A 23,127-nucleotide genomic window follows, 5' to 3' on the forward strand; every position below is an offset into this window, starting at 1 on the left:
TGGGGTTCCAATTTCTCTATGTTGGGCCCCTGCCAATATAACATTGTAGAGCCTAGGACATTGTGATGTCCCAGACTCTATCATCATGAATTATTCTCATCAAAAACTGTCTTTCGTCATTTCCAACGCTGAAATTTCAAATAAGTAATTTATTGTTGCCATTGTTTATACAACATAATTTAATTGACCTTCATTTTTGAACACATCGTCAATTGTTGCTCCACCAAGACACACATCACCTTGATAAAAAACAACTGCTTGTCCAGGTGTGATTGCTCTTACTGGCTCAGCAAAAGTAACACGTAGTGCATGGTCGTTTTCACGTTTCACAAAAACTTTCGTATCTTTTTGGCGATATCTAAATTTAGCTGTACATTCCAAACCTTGATCTAAGTCATTATCTTCTGGATTTACAAATGAATAGTCTGAAGCAATTAAGTAATCACTGTATAATGCATCGTGATGGAATCCTTGTTCTACATATAAAACATTATCTTTTAGATTTTTACCGACAACAAACCAAGGATCGCCATCTCCACCTATACCTAAACCATGTCTTTGTCCTATTGTGTAATACATCAAACCACTATGTTTACCCATTTTCTTACCATCAAGTGTTATCATATCACCCGGTTGTGCAGGTAAATATTGTGATAAAAATGTTTTAAAGTTTTTTTCGCCGATAAAACAAATGCCTGTAGAATCTTTTTTCTTAGCAGTAACAAGTCCTTGTTCTTCAGCAATTCGACGCACTTCACTCTTTTCGATGTCACCAATTGGGAACATCACTTTTGAAAGTTGTTGTTGAGATAATTGATTCAAGAAGTATGTTTGATCTTTATTATTATCTACACCACGTAACATTTCAACATGACCATCTTCATGACGATGTATGCGTGCGTAATGTCCTGTTGCTACATAATCTGCACCTAAATTCATCGCATGATCTAAAAAGGCTTTAAACTTAATTTCTTTATTACACATAACGTCTGGATTTGGAGTACGACCTTTTTTGTATTCATCTAAGAAATACGTAAAGACTTTATCCCAATATTCTTTTTCAAAATTAACAGCGTAATATGGAATGCCAATTTGATTACACACTTCAATAACATCGTTGTAATCTTCAGTTGCAGTACATACGCCATTTTCGTCAGTGTCATCCCAGTTTTTCATAAATATGCCAATGACATCATAACCTTGTTCTTTTAAGACGTGGGCTGTTACAGAACTATCTACACCGCCTGACATACCAACGACAACACGTATATCTTTATTTGACAATTATGACTCCTCCTTAAATTTAAAATATATTTTATGAATTTCAGCTACAATTGCATTAATTTCATTTTCAGTAGTCAATTCGTTAAAACTAAATCGAATCGAATGATTTGATCGCTCCTCATCTTCGAACATTGCATCTAAAACATGCGACGGTTGTGTAGAGCCTGCTGTACATGCAGATCCAGACGACACATAGATTTGTGCCATATCCAACAATGTTAACATCGTTTCAACTTCAACAAACGGAAAATATAGATTTACAATATGGCCTGTAGCATCCGTCATTGAACCATTTAATTCAAATGGAATCGCTCTTTCTTGTAATTTAACTAAAAATTGTTCTTTTAAATTCATTAAATGAATATTGTTATCGTCTCGATTCTTTTCTGCTAATTGTAATGCTTTAGCCATCCCGACAATTTGTGCAAGATTTTCAGTACCTGCACGGCGTTTCAATTCTTGTTCACCGCCAAGTTGAGGATAATCTAATGTGACATGGTCTTTAACTAATAATGCACCGACACCTTTTGGTCCTCCAAACTTATGAGCAGTAATACTCATTGCGTCGATCTCAAATTCGTCAAACTTAACATCAAGATGTCCAATTGCTTGAACCGCATCAACATGGAAATATGCATTTGTCTCAGCAATAATATCTTGAATATCATAAATTTGTTGCACTGTGCCAACTTCATTATTTACAAACATAATAGATACTAAAATCGTCTTATCTGTAATTGTTTCTTCAAGTTGATCTAAATCAATAGCACCTGTATCATCAACATCTAGATATGTTACATCAAAACCTTCTCGCTCTAATTGTTCAAAAACATGTAACACAGAATGATGTTCAATCTTCGATGTGATAATGTGATTACCCAATTGTTCATTTGCTTTTACTATGCCTTTAATTGCCGTATTATTCGATTCTGTTGCGCCACTCGTAAATATAATTTCATGTGTATCTGCACCAAGTAATTGTGCAATTTGACGTCTTGACTCATCTAAATATTTACGCGCATCTCTTCCCTTAGCATGTATTGATGATGGATTACCATAATGCGAATTGTAAATCGTCATCATCGCATCTACTACTTCAGGTTTTACTGGTGTGGTCGCAGCATAATCTGCATAAATTTCCATGTTTGGACACTCCTCACAATTTTATCAATGTTCCAATAATAGCACCTTACATACTATTTTTCTACTTTTCTGTTTAACTTTATTTATAATGTTTTTAATTATATTTTACCATTTTCTACACATGCTTTTCGATAGGCTTTTTTAAGTTTATCGCTTTATTCTTGTCTTTTTTATAAATTTTAGTATTTGAAGATATTTTTTCATTTATAAAATGTAACGTACTATTATTTTGGTTATGAGCAATTTAATATTTATCTGGTTATTCGATTGGTATACTTCTTATATCATAAAAAGGAAGGACGATACAAAAATGGCGATTAAATATTCAGCATTAAACCTTGTCCCTATTCGAGAAGGTGAAGATGAACGAACAGCAATTAATGATATGGTTAAGCTCGCACAACATTTAGACGAATTATCATATGAAAGATATTGGATTGCTGAACACCATAACGCTCCCAACCTAGTAAGTTCAGCAACTGCTTTATTAATTCAACATACGTTAGAACATACGAAACACATACGTGTAGGTTCTGGAGGAATCATGTTACCTAACCATGCTCCATTAATCGTTGCGGAACAATTCGGCACGATGGCAACATTATTTCCAAATCGTGTCGATTTAGGATTAGGACGTGCACCTGGAACAGATATGATGACCGCAAGTGCATTAAGACGAGATCAACATGATGGTGTTTATAAATTTCCAGAAGAAGTTTCATTATTACAACAATATTTCGGCCCCGCTCACCAACAAGCATATGTTCGTGCTTATCCAGCAGTAGGTAAAAATGTGCCTTTATACATTCTTGGTTCTTCAACAGATTCTGCACATTTAGCTGCTCGCAAAGGGCTTCCATATGTGTTCGCTGGACATTTTGCACCTCAACAAATGAAAGAAGCTATCGAAATTTACAAAACATTATTTGAACCTTCTGATGTGTTAGACGAACCTTATGTTATTGTATGTTTAAATACAATCGTTGCTGAAAATGATGACGAAGCACAATATTTAGCTTCATCTATGGCACAAGTAATGGTTAGTATTACTCGTGGCAGAATGCAGCCCGTTCAACCGCCAACACATGAACTACAAAATATATTAACGCCGAGAGAATATGCGATGGCTATGGAAAGACAGAAAATATCATTAATAGGTTCAGAAATTACTGTTCAACAAAAAATTCAAGATTTTATGGAAACTTATGGTGAAGTCAACGAAATTATGGCAATAAGTTATATTTATGATAAAGATATGCAATTAGACTCTTATCGTCGGTTCAAGAATGTTATAAATCAGATAAATGAAAAAAACACTTTATAATGTGATAAATAAACTAAGTGAAAGTATGTATCCATAATATTAATAAAAATAAACAGTAACAGCATTTTGAATGAAAGATGTCTTTATTGTTCAATCATTTATTTTAGTAATGATTCAAATTCACTTAAAATTCTAACGCAAATATGAAAGCGCCCCTTCAACTTTACACTTTGTAAGTGTTTATTTGATGGGGCGCTTTCAAAATATTGAAAAGCATATCCAAAATTTAAAGAAATTTATTTCTCTTTATCTTCATTTTCTTTTTTCTCTTCGTTATTCAATCCTGTATATTCATTTATCTTATCTTTTACATTTTTAACTTGTTCATTATCGCTATTTTTAAATTTTTCTACTGCGTCTTTAGCTTTATCCATAAAACTCATATTAATCGCTCCTCTTATATTTGATTAGTTTAATTGAACTTATTTTCTAAGTTTATCAATTGCATCAGTTATTTTGTTTTTAGCATTTTCAACAACTTCTTTTGCTTTACCAGTCGCTTTATCTTGCTGACCTTCTTTTTCTAATTCTTTGTTATCAGTAACGTTACCTACTGTTTCTTTAACATTGCCTTTAAATTGATCGAACTTACTTTCGTCTGCCATAGTGAAACCTCCTTAGATGTATATATTTATATACCACAAAGGAGGTTCGCTAAACATTATAATATGAAGTTTTTATGTTATAGTATAGTATTTATACGATTAAATATAAAACATGTATCCGTCTAAATCTTCACTTGTATCTACATATTCCGCTAAATATTTCAATGTTGTATTATCTAAAACATCTCTCACTGCATCTCTCATGCGAATCCATAGTTGTTTTTGCGCAGGTGGTTCTGATTCAATACTTTCAACAAATGTAATTGGACCTTCTAACAGTCTTATAATATCCCCTGCTGAGATTTCTTCCGCTGGCACTCTTAATTGGTATCCACCTTTAGCACCGCGTACACTTCGAATTAACCCCGCATTTCTTAAAGGACCTACAAGCTGTTCTAAATATAAATCACTCAAATTATTTTCTTCAGCAATTGACTTTAATGATATACATCCTTGCCCCTCTTTTTTAGCAAGAGAAATCATCAATGTAAGTCCATATCTCCCTTTAGTAGAAATTTTCATTGTATAACCTCACTTAATTCGAATATTGATATTCCCATTTTAGCATTTTTTGAGTTAAGATAGTATAAGAAAGGTGTGACAAATGTGAGTACAGAACCATTAGCATCGAGAATGCGCCCAAAAAATATAGATGAAATCATTTCCCAACAACATTTAGTTGGACCAAGAGGCATTATCAGAAGAATGGTTGATACAAAAAAATTAACTTCAATGATTTTTTATGGTCCACCTGGTATAGGCAAAACAAGTATTGCCAAAGCAATTTCGGGCAGTACGCAATATAAATTCAGACAATTGAATGCTGTAACTAACACTAAAAAAGATATGCAACTTGTTGTTGAAGAAGCTAAAATGTCTGGTCAAGTTATCTTGTTATTAGATGAAATACATCGACTAGATAAAGCTAAGCAAGACTTTTTATTACCTCATTTAGAAAATGGCAAAATCGTCTTGATCGGTGCTACAACTTCAAATCCTTATCATGCTATCAATCCAGCGATTCGTTCAAGAGCGCAAATTTTTGAGTTATATCCTTTAAATGATGAAAATGTGCGCCAAGCGTTAACTCGTGCAATAGAGGATGAAGAGAATGGTTTAAAAACATATCAACCCAAAATTGATGAAGATGCCATGACCTACTTTTCTACACAAAGTCAAGGTGATGTTCGTAGTGCGTTAAATGCATTGGAATTAGCTGTATTAAGCGCAGATAATGACAAAGACGGTTATCGACATGTTACATTGCAAGATGCTAAAGACTGTTTACAAAAAGGTGCATTTGTAAGTGATAAGGATGGTGACATGCATTACGATGTTATGAGCGCTTTCCAAAAATCTATCCGTGGTAGCGACGTCAATGCCGCTTTACATTATTTAGCACGATTAATTGAAGCTGGAGATTTACCTACAATAGTTCGACGATTACTTGTAATTAGCTATGAGGATATAGGCTTAGCCTCACCTAATGCTGGTCATAGAACACTTGCTGCTATTGAATCAGCAGAACGTCTAGGTTTACCAGAAGCTAGAATCCCACTAAGTCAAGCAGTAATCGAACTATGCTTATCACCTAAGTCAAATTCAGCAATGAGTGCCATTGATAGTGCATTGTCCGATATTAGAAACGGTCATGTGGGCCAAATTCCAAACCATTTAAAAGATGGACATTATCAAGGTGCTAAAGATCTAGGCCGATCTATTGGTTACAAATATCCACACCAATATGTTAATGGCTATGTTTCACAGCAATATTTACCTGATAAACTAAAAAGCAAAATTTATTATGAACCAAAAACGACATCTAAAAGTGAACAACAACTCAAAGAAATATATAACAACTTACTTAAACAAAGGCCGTAAAAATAAGATTAAATCGATTACCTTTGATATTTTAGCTATAATCAAATCAAAACTGACTAGTACACAAGGCATATTCTACTATGCTTGCGAACTAGTCAGTTTTAGTTTTATGGTGTGGTTACACTTGCCTTACGTTGAAAATTATCCCTTTCAAAATTAATTATTGCCCTTTGTCTTTAATGCGACGAACTGGAATATCTTTTAATACGTCATTCACTACATAACTTGCACAAATTAATCCAACAACACTTGGCACAAAGGCATTTGAAGAAGGTGGCATTTGTCCTTTTCGATTGATAGCATTTTTATCTCCAACTATATCTTTTACATCTTCTCTTATGACAATTGGACTTTCATCTGAAAATACAACTGGAATCCCTTTACGAATCCCTAGTTTTTTTAATTTTTGACGAATAATTTTGGCCATTGGATCGGTATGTGTTTTAGAGATATCTGAAATTGTAAAACGTGTTGGATCTGTTTTATTTGCAGCACCCATACTGGAAATCACTTTAATCCCTCGGTCAAGACACTCTTTCATTAAGTGTACTTTGTACATTATTGTATCACTTGCATCTACAAAATAATCTATATCGTAATTATCGAAAATTTCTTCATATGTCTCTTCTGTATAAAACATATGTAAAGGCGTGACTTTACAATCTGGATTAATTAATTTAATACGTTCTTCCATCAAAGAAACTTTACTTTGTCCTACCGTTGTAGTTAAAGCGTGTAATTGTCTGTTTACATTTGTAATATCAACATCATCTTTATCTATTAATATAATATGACCAATATTCGTTCTTGCTAATGCTTCAGCAGCAAATGAACCAACACCTCCAACGCCAAGTATGACAACTGTTTGTTGCTTCAATAAATCTAAACCTTGTTGTCCAATCGCTAGTTCATTTCTTGAAAATTGATGTTTCATTATTTTACCTCTTTCACTGATTTATACATAAGTACATAGTAACTTAAAATTTTATATTTAGCATTATTGCTTTGATTATTTTTCCAAAATTCAACGAGGAAACAATTATTAAACGCTATTAAACCCAACTAATTCTTTATTAAAAACTTAAAGAAAAGCATAAAAATACGCAAGACAAAGTCTTGCGTATCGATAGAGTCCGTATTGCCGTAGTTATAATAGCTTGATCATTCGGCCTGTTATATACAGGTGGGTGCCCTGTTTCTTGTTTTGTACGTCCTTCATATAAGGCGTGTACGCTGCAAGAAAACCCATTGGGCTCCCTTAATCAAAGAGTGTTAGGCCCAAATTAAAAAGCAAACTTACGAACAACTCAGATGACTATCTTATGATGTTATATTACCACATAATTAAAATTAATGAAATTATAACAAACCAAAGTTTATTGATTTTTTTAAATTTAGTGACGAATTCGCAAAGAAAGTTCTTCTAATTGTTTATCAGAAACTTCACCAGGCGCATTCGTTAATAAACATGTAGCAGATGCTGTTTTAGGGAATGCAATTGTATCTCTCAAGTTTGTTCTATTAGTCAATAACATGACTAATCGGTCTAATCCTAATGCAATACCGCCATGAGGTGGCGCACCATATTTAAATGCATCTAGTAAGAAGCCGAATTGTTCCTGTGCTTGTTCTTTAGTAAATCCAAGAACTTCGAACATTTTTTCTTGTAACTCACCATCATGAATTCTGATTGAACCGCCACCTAATTCATAACCATTTAATACTATGTCATAAGCATTTGCCTCAGCTTCTTCTGGCGCAGTGCCAAGCTTAGCAATATCAGCTTCTTTTGGAGATGTAAATGGATGATGTGCTGCAACGTAACGTTTCGCATCTTCATCATATTCTAATAATGGCCAATCTGTCACCCATAAGAAGTTTAATTTTGTTTCATCGATTAAACCTAATTCTTTAGCTAATTTGACACGTAATGCACCTAAACTTTGTGCAACGACATTTGGTTTGTCTGCAACAAACATTACTAAGTCACCAGCTTCAGCACCAGTTAATGTAAGTAATGTTTCAACATTTTCTGTTTCAAAGAAACGTCCAATTGGACCTGTCAAACCATCTTCCACAACTTTAACCCACGCTAATCCTTTAGCACCATAGATGTTTACAAATTCTGTTAAAGCATCCATATCTTTACGTGTATATTGTTCAGCTGCACCTTTAGCGACAATTGCTTTAATTTCACCATCATTTTCAACAGTATCTTTAAATACTTTAAAGTCCATATCACGTCCTAATTGAGAAACGTCAATTAATTCCATTTCAAAACGCGTATCTGGTTTATCAGAACCATAGCGACGCATCGCTTCTTTATATGTCATGCGTGGGAACGCGCCATTAATTTCAACGCCTTTAACTTCTTTAACAACTTTTTTAAGCATTTCTTCACCCATTTGCATCACATCTTCTTGATCTACAAAACTCATTTCAATATCGACTTGTGTGAATTCAGGTTGACGATCTGCACGTAAATCTTCGTCACGGAAGCATTTTACGATTTGGTAGTATTTGTCAAATCCGCTAATCATCAATAGTTGCTTAAATAATTGTGGCGATTGTGGTAATGCATAAAATTCACCATCATGGACACGAGATGGTACTAAATAGTCACGTGCACCCTCAGGTGTTGACTTCGTTAGTACTGGTGTTTCGATGTCAAAGAACCCTTCATCATCCAAATATTGACGAATAGAACGTGTAATTTGATGTCTCATTTTAAATGTTTGCGCTAACTCTTGACGACGTAAATCTAAATAACGGTATTTTAATCGAATATTTTCATCAACGTTAACATTTTCTTCATTTATAGAAAATGGTGGTGTCTCAGATTTATTAATCACTTTAATATTTGTAACTTGTACTTCAACTTGGCCAGTTTTAATTTTAGGATTAACTGTTTCAGGGTCACGCTTCGTAACTGTACCTTGAACTTCTACAACATATTCAGAACGTACTGTTTCAGCAATTTTCAATGCCTCTTCTGAAAATGCAGGATTAAACACGACTTGTACAATTCCTTCTCTATCTCTTAAATCAACGAAAATCAATCCACCTAAGTCACGACGATTGTTAACCCATCCTTTCAATGTAATTTCTTGTCCTAAAAATGCTTCAGTAACTAATCCACAATAAGTTGTTCTCTTACTCATATTTTAACGCCCTCTCTACTTCTTAAAATATTCGACTAATGCGTCTAATTCAATTGTTTCAGATTCACCAGTTGTCATATTTTTAACATCGATTTTATTATTTTCTAATTCTTGATCACCAATAACGATTGTAAACTTGGCACCTAAACGGTCTGCTTGTTTCATTTGTCCTTTAATTTTACGCTGTAAGTAGTCTTTATCTGCTTTAATACCATTATGTCTCAAATGATTTAATAACTTCACAGCATATCGATCTGCTTGATCACCCATTGTAACAATGAATAAATCTAAGTTTTCTTCAATATCTAATTCGATACCTTCTTCTTCAAGTGCAAGCAATAATCGTTCTATACTTAGCGCAAAACCAATACCTGTTTCGCTTGGACCCTCTAGCAATTCTAATAAACCATTATAACGGCCACCACCACAAAGAGTTGTAATGGCACCATCATAGTTAGGGTTATCCATCATTAATTCAAATGCTGTATGTGTATAATAATCCAATCCACGAACTAAGTTAGGATCTTCAATATATGGAATACCTAAATCATCTAAATAAGCTTTTACTTGTTCATAATATGCCTTAGATTCCTCATTTAAGAAATCAGTGATTCTAGGTGCAGTCTTAATCGCTTCTTTATCACGGTCTACTTTACAATCCAAAATTCGCATCGGATTTGTATGCAAACGTGATTGACAATCTGAACAAAATTCATGAATTACTGGTTCAAAGTGTTTCACTAACGCTTCGTTATATTCTTTTCGAGACGCCATATCCCCTACACTATTAATAACAAGCTTTAAATGTTTTAATCCAAATGATTGATAAATATGCATAACCATAGCTAATACTTCTGCATCTACGCTAGGATTTTCAGCACCAATAGCTTCTACACCAAATTGATTAAATTGACGATAGCGCCCTTTTTGCTTACGTTCATATCTAAACATCGGTCCATTGTAATAAAGTTTAATTGGTTGGTTTGGATTACCTTGCATTTTATGTTCAATATATGAACGCACAACTGCAGCTGTTCCCTCAGGTCTTAATGTAATACTTCTATCGCCTTTATCTTTAAATGTATACATTTCTTTTTGTACGACATCGGTTGAATCACCAACACCTCTTGCAAAAAGATCTGTACTTTCAAAAATTGGTGTTCTTATTTCTTTATAATTATAAAATGTCATTAATTCATCTAATTGATTTTCAATGTAACGCCATTTCTTTGAATCTTCAGGTAAAATATCCTGCGTCCCTCTAGGTATTTTAATCATTTTGACATCTCCCTCGGCAAACTATTTTATTTAATTACCTTTTTAAAACTAAAACTATATACGACCACTTAACTTTGCACGATAAATCATAATTTTAAAAGCAAAAGAAAAAGCCCTTGCACAGCCTGAAACTGCACAAGGGACGAATATCCGTGTTGCCACCCTCATTGGTTTAAAAAACATGCCTAATTGTAATCATCATTACTTTTTATAAGCGTGCATTTAATAAACCCACTCAAAACGTTTAACGTACGTTTAACGGCTTTACTTTTCATAAAGCACCTCTTCTTGTGTTCAATGTATATAAACTACTCAGCATAATCTTTCAGTCTATGGATTATATTCCTACACAATCTTAGTTAGATTGCTACCTATTTCATTTACCATTTCAAGAATACAAACGGTTTTAGTTATAAAATTCAATATCAATGATAACTACTTTCACATATTTTTGCAAGCCCTACGCAGAAAAATAAATTTTAAGGCCATCAACAATTGCTTGTTCTAAAATTTGTCTATGTAATTGATCTTTAATCATCGTTTCATCAGTTGGGTTACTAATATAACCTAATTCTAATAAAACAGCAGGAACTTTTGTTTGTCTTAACACTTGATAATTTTCTTGTCTTGAACCGCGATTAGAAAGTAGACCTTTCTTCTGAATCGTAGCGTCTAACGTATCTGCTAAAGCTCTTTGATTATCATGATACCAATAAACTGTCATTCCATTTGCATTAGATGATTCTAATGCATCATTATGTATACTCAAATAGGCATCGCCTTTGATATCACGATTTTCTAGTGAAACATATGTATCGTCTGTTCTTGTCATCTTAACAGTTGCGCCTTCTTTTTCTAAAGTACGCTGCAATTCTTTTGCTGTTTTCAACGTATAATCTTTTTCTAAACTTTTATATTTAGTATTGCTTGAAGCACCCTGGTCACTACCTCCATGACCAGGATCAAGCACTATTGTTTTACCTTGCAAAGGATTTTTCTCCTTTGTATTATCCGCGACAATATCTAAATTTGTATGCCATCCAGCTATCCAACCTTTTTCATTACTGGATGTATCTTCAACTTCAATCCATTTACCTACTTTACCAATCTTTTTAAAATGGTCACCTTTCTCAACTTTGTAAATGACTGGATACGCAGCGTTTGGACCTGTACGTAATTCAGCATTTTCAGTTATCGTAATGTTCCCACTATCTTCACTATTGCTATTCAGCAATAAAAATAAAAAGATGATAAATAAGACAAAGGCAATCACTACTATTAGAGTACGTTTATTTTTAAGACCCTTTTTAGATAACCATGCCTCTATTTTTTTCATTGAATTTTGCCGTCCTGACTTTCATAAATAATAGTGACTGGACCATCATTATTTATATTAACATTCATGTGTGTTCCAAATTCACCTGTTTTCACAGTTAGACCATACGCTCGTAGCGCATCATTAAAATACTCATATATTTTTACTGCTTGATCAGGATTTTTAGAATTTGAGAAACCTGGACGGTTACCTTTTTTTACATCTGCATAGAGAGTAAATTGTGAAACTGATAATATTTCACCATTCATTTGTTGGATATTAAAGTTTAATTTATTATTGTCATCTTCAAATAATCTTGCATTAGCAATTTTCTTTGCAATTACATCTGCATCTTGCTCTGTAGAGTCCTGACCGATACCGACTAATAAACAATATCCTTTTTTGATTTGATTATTTAATGTATCATTCGTCACCGATGCTTCTTTAACTCTTTGTACAACTACTTTCATATTTTGCACCTCTAGTTCCAAACTCTTGTTACTGTATAAACATCACCAAGTTGTTTGATCTTTTCTACCACACGATAAACATCATTCACGTTTTTCACCATGACACTAATATTTATTATTGCATTTTTATCAATATCTGAACGTCCTGAAACTTTAATTAAATTGCCGGCTGTTGAGCTAACAGCTTGTAGTACTTCATTCAACAAGCCATTTCGGTCATACGCAGTTACCTCTAAATCAACCTGATATTTTTGAGTTGCGTCTTTTGATTTTACCCATTCAACATTAATTAGTCGTTCAGTTTCGTTCTTAATATTTGGGCAATCAGTGCGATGTACTTTAATACCGTGACCTTTGGTGATATAACCTACAATATCATCACCTGGTATAGGATTACAACATTTTGACAACTTGATAAGCACATTTTCTAAACCTTCTACATAGACACCACTATCAGTAATGATGTTGTCTTTAATAGGCAATGATTTCGTAACTTCTTGTGCTTCATTTAAAGCACGTTGTTTATCTAAAATACGTTGTCTCTCAGTTAATTTATTAACAATTTGCAAGGATGTCACGCCGCCAAATCCTACAGCTGCGAATAAATCATCTTCATTTGCAAAGTTATATTTTTCATTAACAACCTGAATATTTTTCTCTGTCAAAATATCTTCGACTCTAAATCCTTGCTCTTTTATTTCAGCTTCAACCATCATTCGGCCTTTTTCAATATTAGATGAACGATCTTGTTTTTTGAAGAAACTTTTAATTTTACCTTTGGCACTAGACGATTTAACAATTTTCAACCAATCACGACTTGGTCCATATGAATGTTTACTAGTACGTATTTCAACAATATCGCCTGTTTGTAAAATATAGTCAATTGGTACAATTTTGCCATTCACCTTGGCACCAATCATCTTATTACCTACTTCACTGTGAATCGCATAAGCAAAATCAATCGGCACAGCACCATATGGCAACTCAATAACATCACTCGCTGGGGTAAATGCATATACTTTGTCACTCTGTAAGTCATATTTTAAGGTTTCCATAAATTCTTGAGCATCAGACGATGTATGATCCGCTTCAGCTAATTCTTTTAACCAATTTAACTTATTTTGATAAGTTTGATCTTTTTCACTTACTTTTTTACCTTCTTTGTAAGCCCAGTGTGCTGCAACACCATGTTCAGCAATTTCGTGCATATCAAACGTTCGTATTTGGATTTCGAGCGGGTCTCCATTTGGACCTACTACTGTAGTATGCAATGACTGATACAAATTTTGTTTAGGCATTGCAATATAATCTTTAAAACGTCCTGGCATCGGTTTCCATAACGTATGCACCAATCCAAGTATCGCATAACAATCATTAATAGAATTGACAATAACACGTATCGCCAACAAATCAAAAATTTGATCAAATTGCTTTTTCTGCTTCATCATTTTCCGATAAATACTGTAAATATGTTTAGGTCTACCATTTATATCGCCTTCGATATTCATTCGGTCCATTTCAGTACGTATTCTATCAATAGCCGTTTCGATATACGCTTCACGTTCACTACGTTTCTTCTTCATTAAATTGACTATTCTAAAATATTGTACATTATCAATATAACGAAGTGCCGTATCTTCTAGTTCCCATTTGATTGTATTAATACCAAGACGATGTGCTAAAGGTGCATAAATTTCTAATGTTTCTCGAGAAATTCTAATTTGTTTTTCACGCGGCATGGCTTTCAAGGTACGCATATTATGTAATCTGTCTGCTAATTTCACCAAAATTACGCGTACATCTTTGGCAATCGCAATAAATAACTTGCGATGATTTTCAGCTTGCTGTTCTTCTTTTGAGCGGTATTTTACTTTTTTAAGCTTCGTCACACCATCAACAATTCGAGCAACTTCTTCATTGAACATTTCTTTTACATCTTCAAATGTATACGGTGTATCTTCAATTACATCATGCAAAAAACCTGCGACAATCGTCGGTCCGTCTAATCGCATTTCTGTTAAAATACCTGCAACTTGTATAGGATGCATAATGTATGGTAATCCGTTTTTTCGGAACTGACCTTTATGTGCTTCATAAGCAATATGATAGCTTTTTAAAACATACTCATATTCATCTGCTGACAAATATGATTTTGCTTTGTGAAGAACTTCGTCTGCACTATATGGATATTCGTTGTTCATTATATGATACACCCCATTCATATTTATTACTTCGCCTTAAACAATGATTTAGGTACTCTTGTTGAATAGTATTTGTCCCACACCAATCATACGTCCGTCGACGATAAATATTTATCCTGTCGTCATTAATCGTAATATTAATTTTACTTGAGCGAGTTTAATTTGTATACTATTCCTACTTTTAAAACTTTTACAAAAATTCGACCTAAATCTACTGTTTCATTTTTTAAATATTAGTTCTATGATACTACAATTTATGAAATAAATAAACGATGTTATTAAGGTATAATGCTCAATCATCTAACATTTTCAGTAAATAAAAAATCCTAACATCTCATGTTAAGAAAACTTAAACAACTTTTTTAATTAAGTCATTCGTTCTTATACATTTGATGAAGGATTTCATTTGATAAAATTATATTATTTTTTATTCGTCGTATGAGATTAAACTCATAACATCGTAATCTTTAATTTTTTCAATACCATTTAAATATTTCAATTCAATTATAAATGCAATACCTACTACGATGCCGCCTAATTTTTCGACTAATTTTATTGCTGCTTCAATCGTACCACCAGTAGCTAATAAATCATCTGTAATTAACACACGTTGACCTGGTTTAATTGCATCTTTGTGCATTGTTAAAACATTTGTACCATATTCTAGGTCATACTCATAACGAATGACTTCACGAGGTAATTTCCCTTCTTTTCTAACAGGTGCAAAGCCAATCCCCATTGAATAAGCTACAGGACAGCCAATGATAAAGCCACGCGCTTCAGGTCCTACAACGATATCAACATCTCTGTCTTTTGCGTATTCTACAATTTTATCTGTTGCATAGCCATATGCTTCACCATTATCCATAATTGTAGTAATATCCTTGAAACTAACACCTGGTTTCGGCCAATCTTGAACTTCTGATACGTATTGCTTTAAATCCATTAATATTTCCTCCTAAATTGCTCACGACAATTGTGACTTTATCCAATTTTTTATTTCTGAAAAATCTTGATATAATAATTGCTTTTCAACATCCATACGTTGTTGTCTTAATTGATACACTTTGCTGGAATCAATCGATCTTTTATCAGGTTGTTGATTGATTCGAATTAAACCATCTTCTTGTGTTACAAAATTTAAGTCTAAGAAAACTTTTAACATGAATTTAAGTGTATCTGGTTTCACACTTAAATGTTGACACAATAACATACCCTCTTTCTGGATATTTGTTTCTTGTTTAGTTATTAATGCTTTATAACACTTTTTAAAAACATCCATATTAGGTATACCATCGAAGTAAATCGAATGATTATGTTGCAAAACTATATAAAGTTGAGAAAATTGCAGTTGTTGCAGGGAATTAGACAAATCTTCCATCGACGTAGGTAAATCTCTTAATACTACTTTATCAGTTTGTTGTTTAATTTCTTCACCATAATAATATTCATTCGCATTTACTTTATCACTTTTAGGATGAATAAGCACGACAATATTTTCATCATTTTCTGTAAAAGGTAAACTTTTTCGCTTACTTCTATAATCTAATATTTGCTGTTCGTTCATCGCAATATCTTGAATAATTAATTGCGGTGATTGATTACCATTCCATTCGTTGATTTGAACAGAACCTAATATATTAATTGGTTGTTCATCTTGTAACTCAGGTTCTAAGTGTCCATTTTGCCAAAATAGTGCGGCGATATTACTTTCACCAAGTGTCAATTTTAGATGATTTTTTTGTTGACCTATCGCCTTAACTGAAGAAACTGATAAATCATCCATTTCAAAAATAGGTCTAGAAAAATCTGTTCCGAAGGGTCTTAAACGATTCATATCACGAATATTTTTAATCGTTATATCATTTTCTGTTAATAATACATCTACTGGCTTTACGGGATCTAACGAAGTTGTTTCAGATAATTCTTTCATCCATTTATTTAAACCTTCAGCTAACGATTCTATATTTTCAATATCCATCGTCATACCTGCAGCCATATGATGGCCGCCAAATTTAGCGATTAACTCTTGGTGTGCTGATAGTATTTCAAACATCGACACTTGATCAATTGATCTGGCGGAACCTTTTGCATGATTTTGCTCCCTATCAATATTTAAAATTAATGTTGGCAAAGCAAACGTTTCGACAATTTTCGAAGCAACAATACCTAAGACACCTTCATGCCAATTTTCTTTTGCTAAAAGTAAAAATAAATCTCCATTTTTAACTTTCATTTCTGCCATTGCCATTGCTTCTTCTGTGATAGTTGCTACAATATCTTTTCTTTCACGGTTAAAATGTTCAACTTGTTCTGCTAAAAATGCAGCTTCTTCTTCGTCGTCAGTCATCAACAATTCGCAAGCTAATGATGCGTCATCTAAACGACCTACAGCATTAAGTCTAGGTCCAATAATAAAACCAATTGTTTCTTCATCAATATTGTCATTGTATCCCGCTTCTTTTAGCAATGCTTTAACAGAGGTCGGACATTGATCATTTAAGACTTTTAATCCTTGTTTCACTAATGATCGATTTTCATCAGTTAAGGATACTAAATCCGCAATGGTACCTATCGCAACTAATGCTTTAAAATAATCAGGTACATTTTCAATCAATGCTTGTGCTAATTTGTACGCAACACCTGCACCACACAATTGTTGGAACGGATAATTAAACGATGGATGCATTGGATGTACGATTGCATATGCTTCTGGTAATGTACTACCAATTTCATGATGATCAGTTACAATGACATCAACTCCTAAATCTTGAACCATTTTAATTTCATTATGACCTTGTATGCCATTATCAACAGTTATGATTAATGTTATGCCTTCATCATGAGCATTTCTAAATGCTAGTTCGTTTGGTCCATATCCTTCGGTAAAGCGGTTAGGAATATGCCATCCTACTTGTGCACCTAAAAGTTGTAATGTTGTCACTAAAATTGTAGTTGAGGTAACACCGTCGGCATCGTAATCACCATAAACTAGGATTTTCTCACCATTCGCTATCGCTCTTTTAATTCTTTCTATAGTCTTAGTCATATCACTCAATTGCAATGCATCATGATTGATATCTGTATCTGAAATGATGGATTCAATTGCTTGTTCATCAATAATCGATTTACTTTCTAATATTTTTTTTACGATTGGCGTTAACTTTAATTTTGATGTTAATTCATCACTTATGTATTCAGCTGGTTTAGTTAATTTCCACTTATACTTCGGTTTAATCATATATATTTACGCCTCATTTCCAAAAGACATTATATCTAAAATTACATTAAATAAAAAGCACTTATCTAAATAATCAAGACTTTAATTATACCATTTTTTAAAAATGAATGCGGGAACTTATTTATATATATTTTGTTAAATTTAAACAAAGTAAAAAGCGGTATGTGAACTCTTTATTGTTTCACATACCGCTTAATTCATTTTAAACTAAAATCTTTTCATCGTTCGATTTCTTTTCTTTATATACAACTAATTTGTGTTTCGGCGATTTTTTCAACTGACGTTTTTTCATCATTCCCCATAGCGGAACGGCAATGAAGATTGAAGAGAATACACCAGAAATCAATCCGATAAATAATGCTAAAGTAAAGTTGAATATCGTAGGAGCACCGAAGAATAGTATAGCAACTACTACTACAATAACTGTTAATACTGTATTAATTGAACGTGTCATTGTCTGTCTAATTGATCTATTAACGATATCATCAATTTGTTCTGTTGTCGTAATCACTTTAACCTTTTGTAAGTTTTCACGTACACGGTCAAACGTTACGATTGTATCATTAATTGAATAACCGACAATAGTTAATACAGCGGCGATAAATGTTAAATCTACTTCAATTCTAAATAAACTGAAAATCGCTACTATAATGAATACATCATGTAATAATGCCAATACAGATGAAAGACCCATGCGCCATTCAAATCGTAATGATACATAGATGATGATACCTATCGATGCATAGATTAATGCAAGCATTGCATTTTTTGCTAATTCCTGTCCAATAATTGGTGATACAGTGTTAATTTGAGGTGTGTCACCGAATTTCGATTTAATATTATCACTCAATTTATTATCTTGAGCACGCGTTAAATCATCTTTAAATTGGACAGTTGCTACTTTATTATCTTTACCATTGATTTGAATTTGATCCGCTTTAAGTCCACTATCTTTTACAACTTGCTCAACCTTTTGTTGAGTAATTGCTTGTTTAGATTGGAAATCTACACGTGTACCACTTGAGAAATCAATTCCTAGGTTTAACTTGAAGATATAAAGAATAACTAAACCGACAACTACAATTAAAATACTTACTCCAATTAATGGCTTAGCTAATTTAACAAAATTCCATTTCTCGAATGAAGTTTTAAGATCATGAACATCTACACCTTCATTAATATCATGTCGTTTATTCTTTTTAACACCAAATAACCAAAATTGATTTTTGAATATATTTGATGAAACAAGTAATGATAATAAGAATCTTGATAAGAACACGGCTGTAACAAAGATCATTAGAATACCTAATAATAACATTGTCGCGAAACCTTTAACTGAACTTTCACCGAAGAAGAATAATACTGCTGCGGCGATAACTGTTGTTAAGTTAGAATCAAAAATTGTTAAGAACGAACTTTTGTTTGCTTTAGTAAAGGCTTGCTTTATCGTTCTACCTATTCGAAGTTCATCCTTAATACGCTCATACATGATAATATTGGCATCTACAGCCATACCTACACCTAATACCAACGCCGCTAATCCTGGTAAAGTTAGAACCCCAGAAATGAAATTAAACGCTACTAACGTTAGATAGATATAAGTTGTCAATGCAATAATCGCTACTAAACCAGGTAAGCGGTAGAATCCAAGCATGAATAAATAAATTAATGCTACACCAATAAACGATGCAAACACAGTTTTATCTAATGCATCTTGACCAAATTGGGCACCTACTGAGTTTGAATAAATTTCTTTCAAGTCAACTGGTAAAGAACCTGCATTTAACAATTCGGCGATTTGTTTTGCTTTTTTAACGCCTTCTTGTCCTTTAAATCCACCAGAGATTTCTACGCTATCAGAATTGATTGGTTGATCAACACTTGCTGCAGAAATAAATTTAGGGTTTTTCTTTTGTGCTTCTTTTTTATAGCTGTCACCTTTTTTGAAATCTAACCAAACAACCATGACATTATCACGTTTCTTAGAGATTTCTTCCGTTACTTTTTTAAATTTGTTTTTGTCTTTTACTTTAAAAGTAACTGTAGGCTGGTTTGTTTCCTGTTTAAATTCTTGTTTGGCAGATCCCTGTTTAATATCAGAACCGCTTAATTTTACTTTATCTTCTGCATCGCGAATTGTTAAATTAGCTTGAGAAGATAAAATTTTACGTGCTTCATTCTGGTCTGTTACACCAGCAAGTTGAACTCTAATTCTATTAGGTTCTTCAACTTGAATTTTAGGTTCGGAAACACCTAAAACGTTAACACGATTTTCTAATGTTTGCGCTGTTGATTGTAAGGCTTTTTTATCTATTTTGTCGCCTTTATTTAAAGGATCGACTTGATAAAGCACCTCAAATCCACCTTGCAAATCAAGTCCTAAATTGACATTCTTTATAACACTTTTATAAGTTGCAGCCATTCCGGCAAACAACAATACGACTAAAAGCAAGAACGCAATTATTCTACTACTTTTCTTCACATGAACACCTCATTATTTACGTATGTATTTAGAATACTTGAATACTATTTTATAACGCAAGTTAAATCTTTCTTACAAAATTTATTAGCCTTATACATATTAACATACTAGAGCAGGGAGTAAAAATAGTCATAGATATATTTAATTTAAATTTAACAATTATTATGTATCACAATTTCTTTTTTTGGAATAAAAATAAGCTATTCTACATACTACTTATAACTTAAAAAGGATGAAACGCTATTCGTTTCATCCTTTTTAATACCACTTCTTGTTATGAAGGGTCAACTTGTTTAATAGCAGGTTTTTCGAGAGTTAATTCAGTACCATGACCATTAACTGTAATAACAACAGTTGTTTCATCTACTGCTTTAACAGTACCTTTAATACCACCAATAGTTGTAATTCTTTGACCAGATTGAATGTTATTAATCAACTCACGATGCTGTTTCGCACGTTTTTGTTGTGGTCTGATCATCAAGAAATACATAACCGCAAAAATTACGACTATATAAATTAGTAATGAAAATTGCATTTTATACGCTCCTCTTGCTTAAAAGTTTTTTGGGTTCTCAACATTTAATCCATATTGCTCGAAGAATTCTTCTTTGAAATCTAAAAGACGATCTTCTCGAATGGCTTGTCTTATATCTTCCATTAATTTTAGCAGAAAATGTAAATTATGAATAGTAGTAAGACGAATACCAAAAGTTTCCTCTGCCTTGATTAAATGACGTATATACGCTCTTGAGTAGTTTTGACATGTATAACAGTCACAATTCTCATCTAACGGTCTTAAATCATCTGCAAATTTTGCATTTTTAATAACTAAACGACCTTGCGATGTCATACAAGTACCATTTCTGGCAATACGTGTCGGTAAGACACAATCAAACATATCCATGCCGCGAATACTACATTCGATTAACGCATCTGGAGATCCTACACCCATTAAATATCTTGGTTTATCTTTAGGCATAAACTGCTCTGTATGTTCAACCATTTTATACATAACCGGTTTAGGTTCACCAACTGACAAACCGCCGATTGCATAACCAGGAAAATCTAATTCTACTAAATCCTTTGCACTTTGTTCTCTTAAATCTTCATATTCGCCACCTTGTATAATGCCGAACAATGCTTGATCTTCAGGTCTTTGGTGTGCATCTAGACATCTTTTCGCCCAACGTGTTGTACGTTCAATAGATTTTTTTACATAATCATATTCAGCAGGCATCGGTGGACATTCATCAAATGCCATCATAATATCAGAACCTAAATCATTTTGAATTTGCATTGATTTCTCAGGACTCAAAAATAATTTAGACCCATTAGTATGATGTCTAAATTCCACGCCTTCTTCTGTAATTTTACGTAAATTACTTAAACTAAACACTTGGAAACCACCTGAATCTGTTAGAATCGGACCATCCCAATTCATGAATTTATGTAATCCCCCAGCGTGTTTGATAATATCATTTCCGGGTTGTAACCACAAATGATATGTGTTGCCCAAAATGATTTTTGCTTCAATTTGTCTTAACTCTTCTGGACTCATTGTTTTAACGGTTGCTTTAGTACCAACTGGCATAAACATAGGTGTTTCAAATGAACCGTGTGGTGTGTGCACGATACCTAAACGCGCACCTGATTGTTTACAAGTTTTAATGTGTTCGTATGTTACTGCAGGCATATTCAAAATCCTCACATTCTTTTTATATAATTAACATTGCATCGCCAAAACTAAAGAATCTATATTCTAAATTTACTGCCGTTTTATAAGCATTCAGAACATTTTCACGAGTACTAAACGCTGATACTAGCATAACTAATGTTGATTTTGGTAAATGAAAATTAGTAATCTGGCCATCAATTGCTTTAAAATCAAATCCTGGATAAATAAATATATTAGTCCAGCCACTCGTTTCAACAAATTTATCATAATCGCGTCGAATTGTTTCAAGTGTACGTGTTGAAGTTGTACCAACTGATATAATGCGATGTCCTTTGGACTTAGTATCATTTAATAAATCAGCTGTTTCTTGTGTCATTTGATAATATTCACTATGCATTTCGTGGTCATTCACATCGTCGACGCTCACCGGTCTAAACGTACCTAATCCAACATGTAATGTAACAAATGCGATATTAACACCTTTATTTTTAATTTCAGTTAATAACTCATCAGTAAAATGTAATCCTGCTGTTGGTGCTGCCGCTGAACCACTTTCTTTAGCGTAAACTGTTTGATAACGATCTGGATCATCTAAACGTTCTTTGATGTATGGTGGCAGTGGCATTTCCCCTAATTCATCTAATCTTTCTTGTAAAATACCATCATAATGTAAACGCATGATGCGTCCACCTTGATCCATTTCTTTTATGCATTCAGCTATAATTTTGCCATTACCAAAATTCAATTTATTACCAACTTTAATACGCTTAGCTGGTTTCAGTAAGACTTCCCAATCATTACCTTCAATTTGGGTTAACATTAACATTTCAACTTTTGCACCAGTTTCTTCTTTCAAACCAAAAAGTCTAGCTGGCATTACTCGCGTATCGTTAAGCACTAATGTATCACCAGGTCTAAAATACTCAATGATATCTTTGAAATGTAAATGTTTCATTTCACCAGTTTCTCTATCCATGACTAATAAACGACTATGATCACGATCTTTTAAAGGCGTTTGAGCAATTAATGATTCTGGTAAGTCATAGTCAAATTCTTCAATATTCACG

General features: G+C 33.2%; 20 protein-coding genes and 1 other RNA gene. 2 read left to right on the forward strand and 19 right to left on the reverse strand.

Annotation, left to right across the window (positions count from 1 at the left end; all coding sequences use genetic code 11):
* Positions 1-165: 165 nt before the first annotated feature.
* A complete protein-coding gene (gene mnmA / locus IDG45_RS06520) occupies positions 166-1,284 on the reverse strand; it encodes a tRNA 2-thiouridine(34) synthase MnmA (protein WP_000066101.1) in 1,119 nt (372 codons plus the stop codon).
* Positions 1,285-2,427, reverse strand: a complete 1,143-nt coding sequence (locus IDG45_RS06525; RefSeq protein WP_000409167.1) for a cysteine desulfurase family protein — start codon at positions 2,425-2,427, stop codon at positions 1,285-1,287.
* Positions 2,428-2,737: 310 nt separating this feature from the next.
* Here IDG45_RS06525 and IDG45_RS06530 point away from each other — a divergent pair, with 310 nt between their 5' ends.
* Complete coding sequence (locus IDG45_RS06530) at positions 2,738-3,751, forward strand: LLM class flavin-dependent oxidoreductase (RefSeq protein ID WP_000985892.1); 1,014 nt, start codon at positions 2,738-2,740, stop codon at positions 3,749-3,751.
* 236 nt (positions 3,752-3,987) lie between these two features.
* Here IDG45_RS06530 and IDG45_RS06535 read toward each other — a convergent pair whose 3' ends face one another.
* The 3 genes from IDG45_RS06535 to cymR all read right to left on the reverse strand — a co-directional run bounded on the left by IDG45_RS06535 (position 3,988) and on the right by cymR (position 4,878).
* Positions 3,988-4,134 (reverse strand): SAS049 family protein, encoded by a 147-nt coding sequence (locus IDG45_RS06535; RefSeq protein ID WP_000009236.1) that lies wholly within the window; start codon positions 4,132-4,134, stop codon positions 3,988-3,990.
* Positions 4,135-4,173: 39 nt separating this feature from the next.
* On the reverse strand, positions 4,174-4,356 hold the full coding sequence (locus IDG45_RS06540) for a CsbD family protein (protein ID WP_000752912.1): 183 nt from the start codon (positions 4,354-4,356) through the stop codon (positions 4,174-4,176).
* 99 nt (positions 4,357-4,455) lie between these two features.
* Positions 4,456-4,878 (reverse strand): cysteine metabolism transcriptional regulator CymR, encoded by a 423-nt coding sequence (gene cymR / locus IDG45_RS06545; RefSeq protein ID WP_000704122.1) that lies wholly within the window; start codon positions 4,876-4,878, stop codon positions 4,456-4,458.
* 84 nt (positions 4,879-4,962) lie between these two features.
* Here cymR and IDG45_RS06550 point away from each other — a divergent pair, with 84 nt between their 5' ends.
* Positions 4,963-6,237 carry a replication-associated recombination protein A gene (locus IDG45_RS06550; protein WP_031927749.1) on the forward strand — a complete coding sequence of 425 codons (1,275 nt, stop codon included), beginning with the start codon at positions 4,963-4,965 and terminating at the stop codon, positions 6,235-6,237.
* Between the two features lie 160 nt (positions 6,238-6,397).
* On the opposite strand, the gene IDG45_RS06555 is transcribed toward IDG45_RS06550, so the two are convergent.
* The 14 genes from IDG45_RS06555 to queA all read right to left on the reverse strand — a co-directional run bounded on the left by IDG45_RS06555 (position 6,398) and on the right by queA (position 23,126).
* The gene (locus IDG45_RS06555) at positions 6,398-7,171 is read right to left on the reverse strand and encodes a tRNA threonylcarbamoyladenosine dehydratase (RefSeq protein ID WP_000682646.1); all 774 of its coding nucleotides are present in this window, start codon (positions 7,169-7,171) and stop codon (positions 6,398-6,400) included.
* Complete coding sequence (locus IDG45_RS06560; protein WP_014937034.1) at positions 7,171-7,299, reverse strand: hypothetical protein; 129 nt, start codon at positions 7,297-7,299, stop codon at positions 7,171-7,173. The genes IDG45_RS06555 and IDG45_RS06560 overlap by 1 nt, the downstream gene beginning before the upstream one ends.
* Before the next feature lie 64 nt (positions 7,300-7,363).
* A non-coding RNA gene (ssrS, locus tag IDG45_RS06565) (6S RNA) lies at positions 7,364-7,554 on the reverse strand.
* Between the two features lie 77 nt (positions 7,555-7,631).
* Positions 7,632-9,398: an aspartate--tRNA ligase gene (gene aspS / locus IDG45_RS06570; RefSeq protein ID WP_000044799.1), complete on the reverse strand. Its 1,767-nt coding sequence runs from the start codon at positions 9,396-9,398 to the stop codon at positions 7,632-7,634.
* Between the two features lie 15 nt (positions 9,399-9,413).
* Positions 9,414-10,676: a histidine--tRNA ligase gene (gene hisS / locus IDG45_RS06575; protein ID WP_000590827.1), complete on the reverse strand. Its 1,263-nt coding sequence runs from the start codon at positions 10,674-10,676 to the stop codon at positions 9,414-9,416.
* Between the two features lie 460 nt (positions 10,677-11,136).
* Positions 11,137-12,012 (reverse strand): N-acetylmuramoyl-L-alanine amidase family protein, encoded by an 876-nt coding sequence (locus IDG45_RS06580; protein WP_000717800.1) that lies wholly within the window; start codon positions 12,010-12,012, stop codon positions 11,137-11,139.
* Positions 12,009-12,461 carry a D-aminoacyl-tRNA deacylase gene (gene dtd / locus IDG45_RS06585; RefSeq protein WP_000869979.1) on the reverse strand — a complete coding sequence of 151 codons (453 nt, stop codon included), beginning with the start codon at positions 12,459-12,461 and terminating at the stop codon, positions 12,009-12,011. The genes IDG45_RS06580 and dtd overlap by 4 nt, the downstream gene beginning before the upstream one ends.
* An 11-nt stretch (positions 12,462-12,472) precedes the next feature.
* Entirely contained in the window at positions 12,473-14,662 is a 2,190-nt protein-coding gene (locus IDG45_RS06590; protein WP_001058583.1) for a RelA/SpoT family protein, read from the reverse strand.
* Positions 14,663-15,089: 427 nt separating this feature from the next.
* Positions 15,090-15,608 carry an adenine phosphoribosyltransferase gene (locus IDG45_RS06595; protein ID WP_000364542.1) on the reverse strand — a complete coding sequence of 173 codons (519 nt, stop codon included), beginning with the start codon at positions 15,606-15,608 and terminating at the stop codon, positions 15,090-15,092.
* A gap of 21 nt (positions 15,609-15,629) precedes the next feature.
* Positions 15,630-17,903, reverse strand: a complete 2,274-nt coding sequence (gene recJ / locus IDG45_RS06600) for a single-stranded-DNA-specific exonuclease RecJ (RefSeq protein ID WP_042908036.1) — start codon at positions 17,901-17,903, stop codon at positions 15,630-15,632.
* A 202-nt stretch (positions 17,904-18,105) separates the two neighbouring features.
* Positions 18,106-20,385 (reverse strand): protein translocase subunit SecDF, encoded by a 2,280-nt coding sequence (gene secDF, locus IDG45_RS06605; RefSeq protein WP_000749803.1) that lies wholly within the window; start codon positions 20,383-20,385, stop codon positions 18,106-18,108.
* Between the two features lie 274 nt (positions 20,386-20,659).
* Entirely contained in the window at positions 20,660-20,920 is a 261-nt protein-coding gene (gene yajC / locus IDG45_RS06610) for a preprotein translocase subunit YajC (RefSeq protein WP_001160683.1), read from the reverse strand.
* Between the two features lie 18 nt (positions 20,921-20,938).
* On the reverse strand, positions 20,939-22,078 hold the full coding sequence (gene tgt, locus IDG45_RS06615) for a tRNA guanosine(34) transglycosylase Tgt (RefSeq protein ID WP_001112045.1): 1,140 nt from the start codon (positions 22,076-22,078) through the stop codon (positions 20,939-20,941).
* 22 nt (positions 22,079-22,100) lie between these two features.
* Positions 22,101-23,126 (reverse strand): tRNA preQ1(34) S-adenosylmethionine ribosyltransferase-isomerase QueA, encoded by a 1,026-nt coding sequence (gene queA / locus IDG45_RS06620; protein ID WP_001019170.1) that lies wholly within the window; start codon positions 23,124-23,126, stop codon positions 22,101-22,103.
* Position 23,127 lies beyond the last annotated feature (1 nt).

Origin of the sequence: Staphylococcus sp. EG-SA-10 (assembly GCF_017151945.1) — a bacterium.
In the GTDB taxonomy this organism is placed as follows: domain Bacteria; phylum Bacillota; class Bacilli; order Staphylococcales; family Staphylococcaceae; genus Staphylococcus; species Staphylococcus aureus.

Excerpts from the sequence above, each read along its gene's own strand:
- IDG45_RS06535 (WP_000009236.1), bottom strand. The coding sequence starts at position 4,134 with ATGAGTTTTATGGATAAAGCTAAAGACGCAGTAGAAAAATTTAAAAAT.
- aspS (WP_000044799.1), bottom strand. The coding sequence starts at position 9,398 with ATGAGTAAGAGAACAACTTATTGTGGATTAGTTACTGAAGCATTTTTA.
- hisS (WP_000590827.1), bottom strand. The coding sequence starts at position 10,676 with ATGATTAAAATACCTAGAGGGACGCAGGATATTTTACCTGAAGATTCA.
- IDG45_RS06530 (WP_000985892.1), top strand. The coding sequence starts at position 2,738 with ATGGCGATTAAATATTCAGCATTAAACCTTGTCCCTATTCGAGAAGGT.
- dtd (WP_000869979.1), bottom strand. The coding sequence starts at position 12,461 with ATGAAAGTAGTTGTACAAAGAGTTAAAGAAGCATCGGTGACGAATGAT.
- recJ (WP_042908036.1), bottom strand. The coding sequence starts at position 17,903 with ATGATTAAACCGAAGTATAAGTGGAAATTAACTAAACCAGCTGAATAC.
- IDG45_RS06540 (WP_000752912.1), bottom strand. The coding sequence starts at position 4,356 with ATGGCAGACGAAAGTAAGTTCGATCAATTTAAAGGCAATGTTAAAGAA.
- cymR (WP_000704122.1), bottom strand. The coding sequence starts at position 4,878 with ATGAAAATTTCTACTAAAGGGAGATATGGACTTACATTGATGATTTCT.
- IDG45_RS06580 (WP_000717800.1), bottom strand. The coding sequence starts at position 12,012 with ATGAAAAAAATAGAGGCATGGTTATCTAAAAAGGGTCTTAAAAATAAA.
- IDG45_RS06590 (WP_001058583.1), bottom strand. The coding sequence starts at position 14,662 with ATGAACAACGAATATCCATATAGTGCAGACGAAGTTCTTCACAAAGCA.
- IDG45_RS06595 (WP_000364542.1), bottom strand. The coding sequence starts at position 15,608 with ATGGATTTAAAGCAATACGTATCAGAAGTTCAAGATTGGCCGAAACCA.
- IDG45_RS06555 (WP_000682646.1), bottom strand. The coding sequence starts at position 7,171 with ATGAAACATCAATTTTCAAGAAATGAACTAGCGATTGGACAACAAGGT.
- IDG45_RS06525 (WP_000409167.1), bottom strand. The coding sequence starts at position 2,427 with ATGGAAATTTATGCAGATTATGCTGCGACCACACCAGTAAAACCTGAA.
- tgt (WP_001112045.1), bottom strand. The coding sequence starts at position 22,078 with ATGCCTGCAGTAACATACGAACACATTAAAACTTGTAAACAATCAGGT.
- yajC (WP_001160683.1), bottom strand. The coding sequence starts at position 20,920 with ATGCAATTTTCATTACTAATTTATATAGTCGTAATTTTTGCGGTTATG.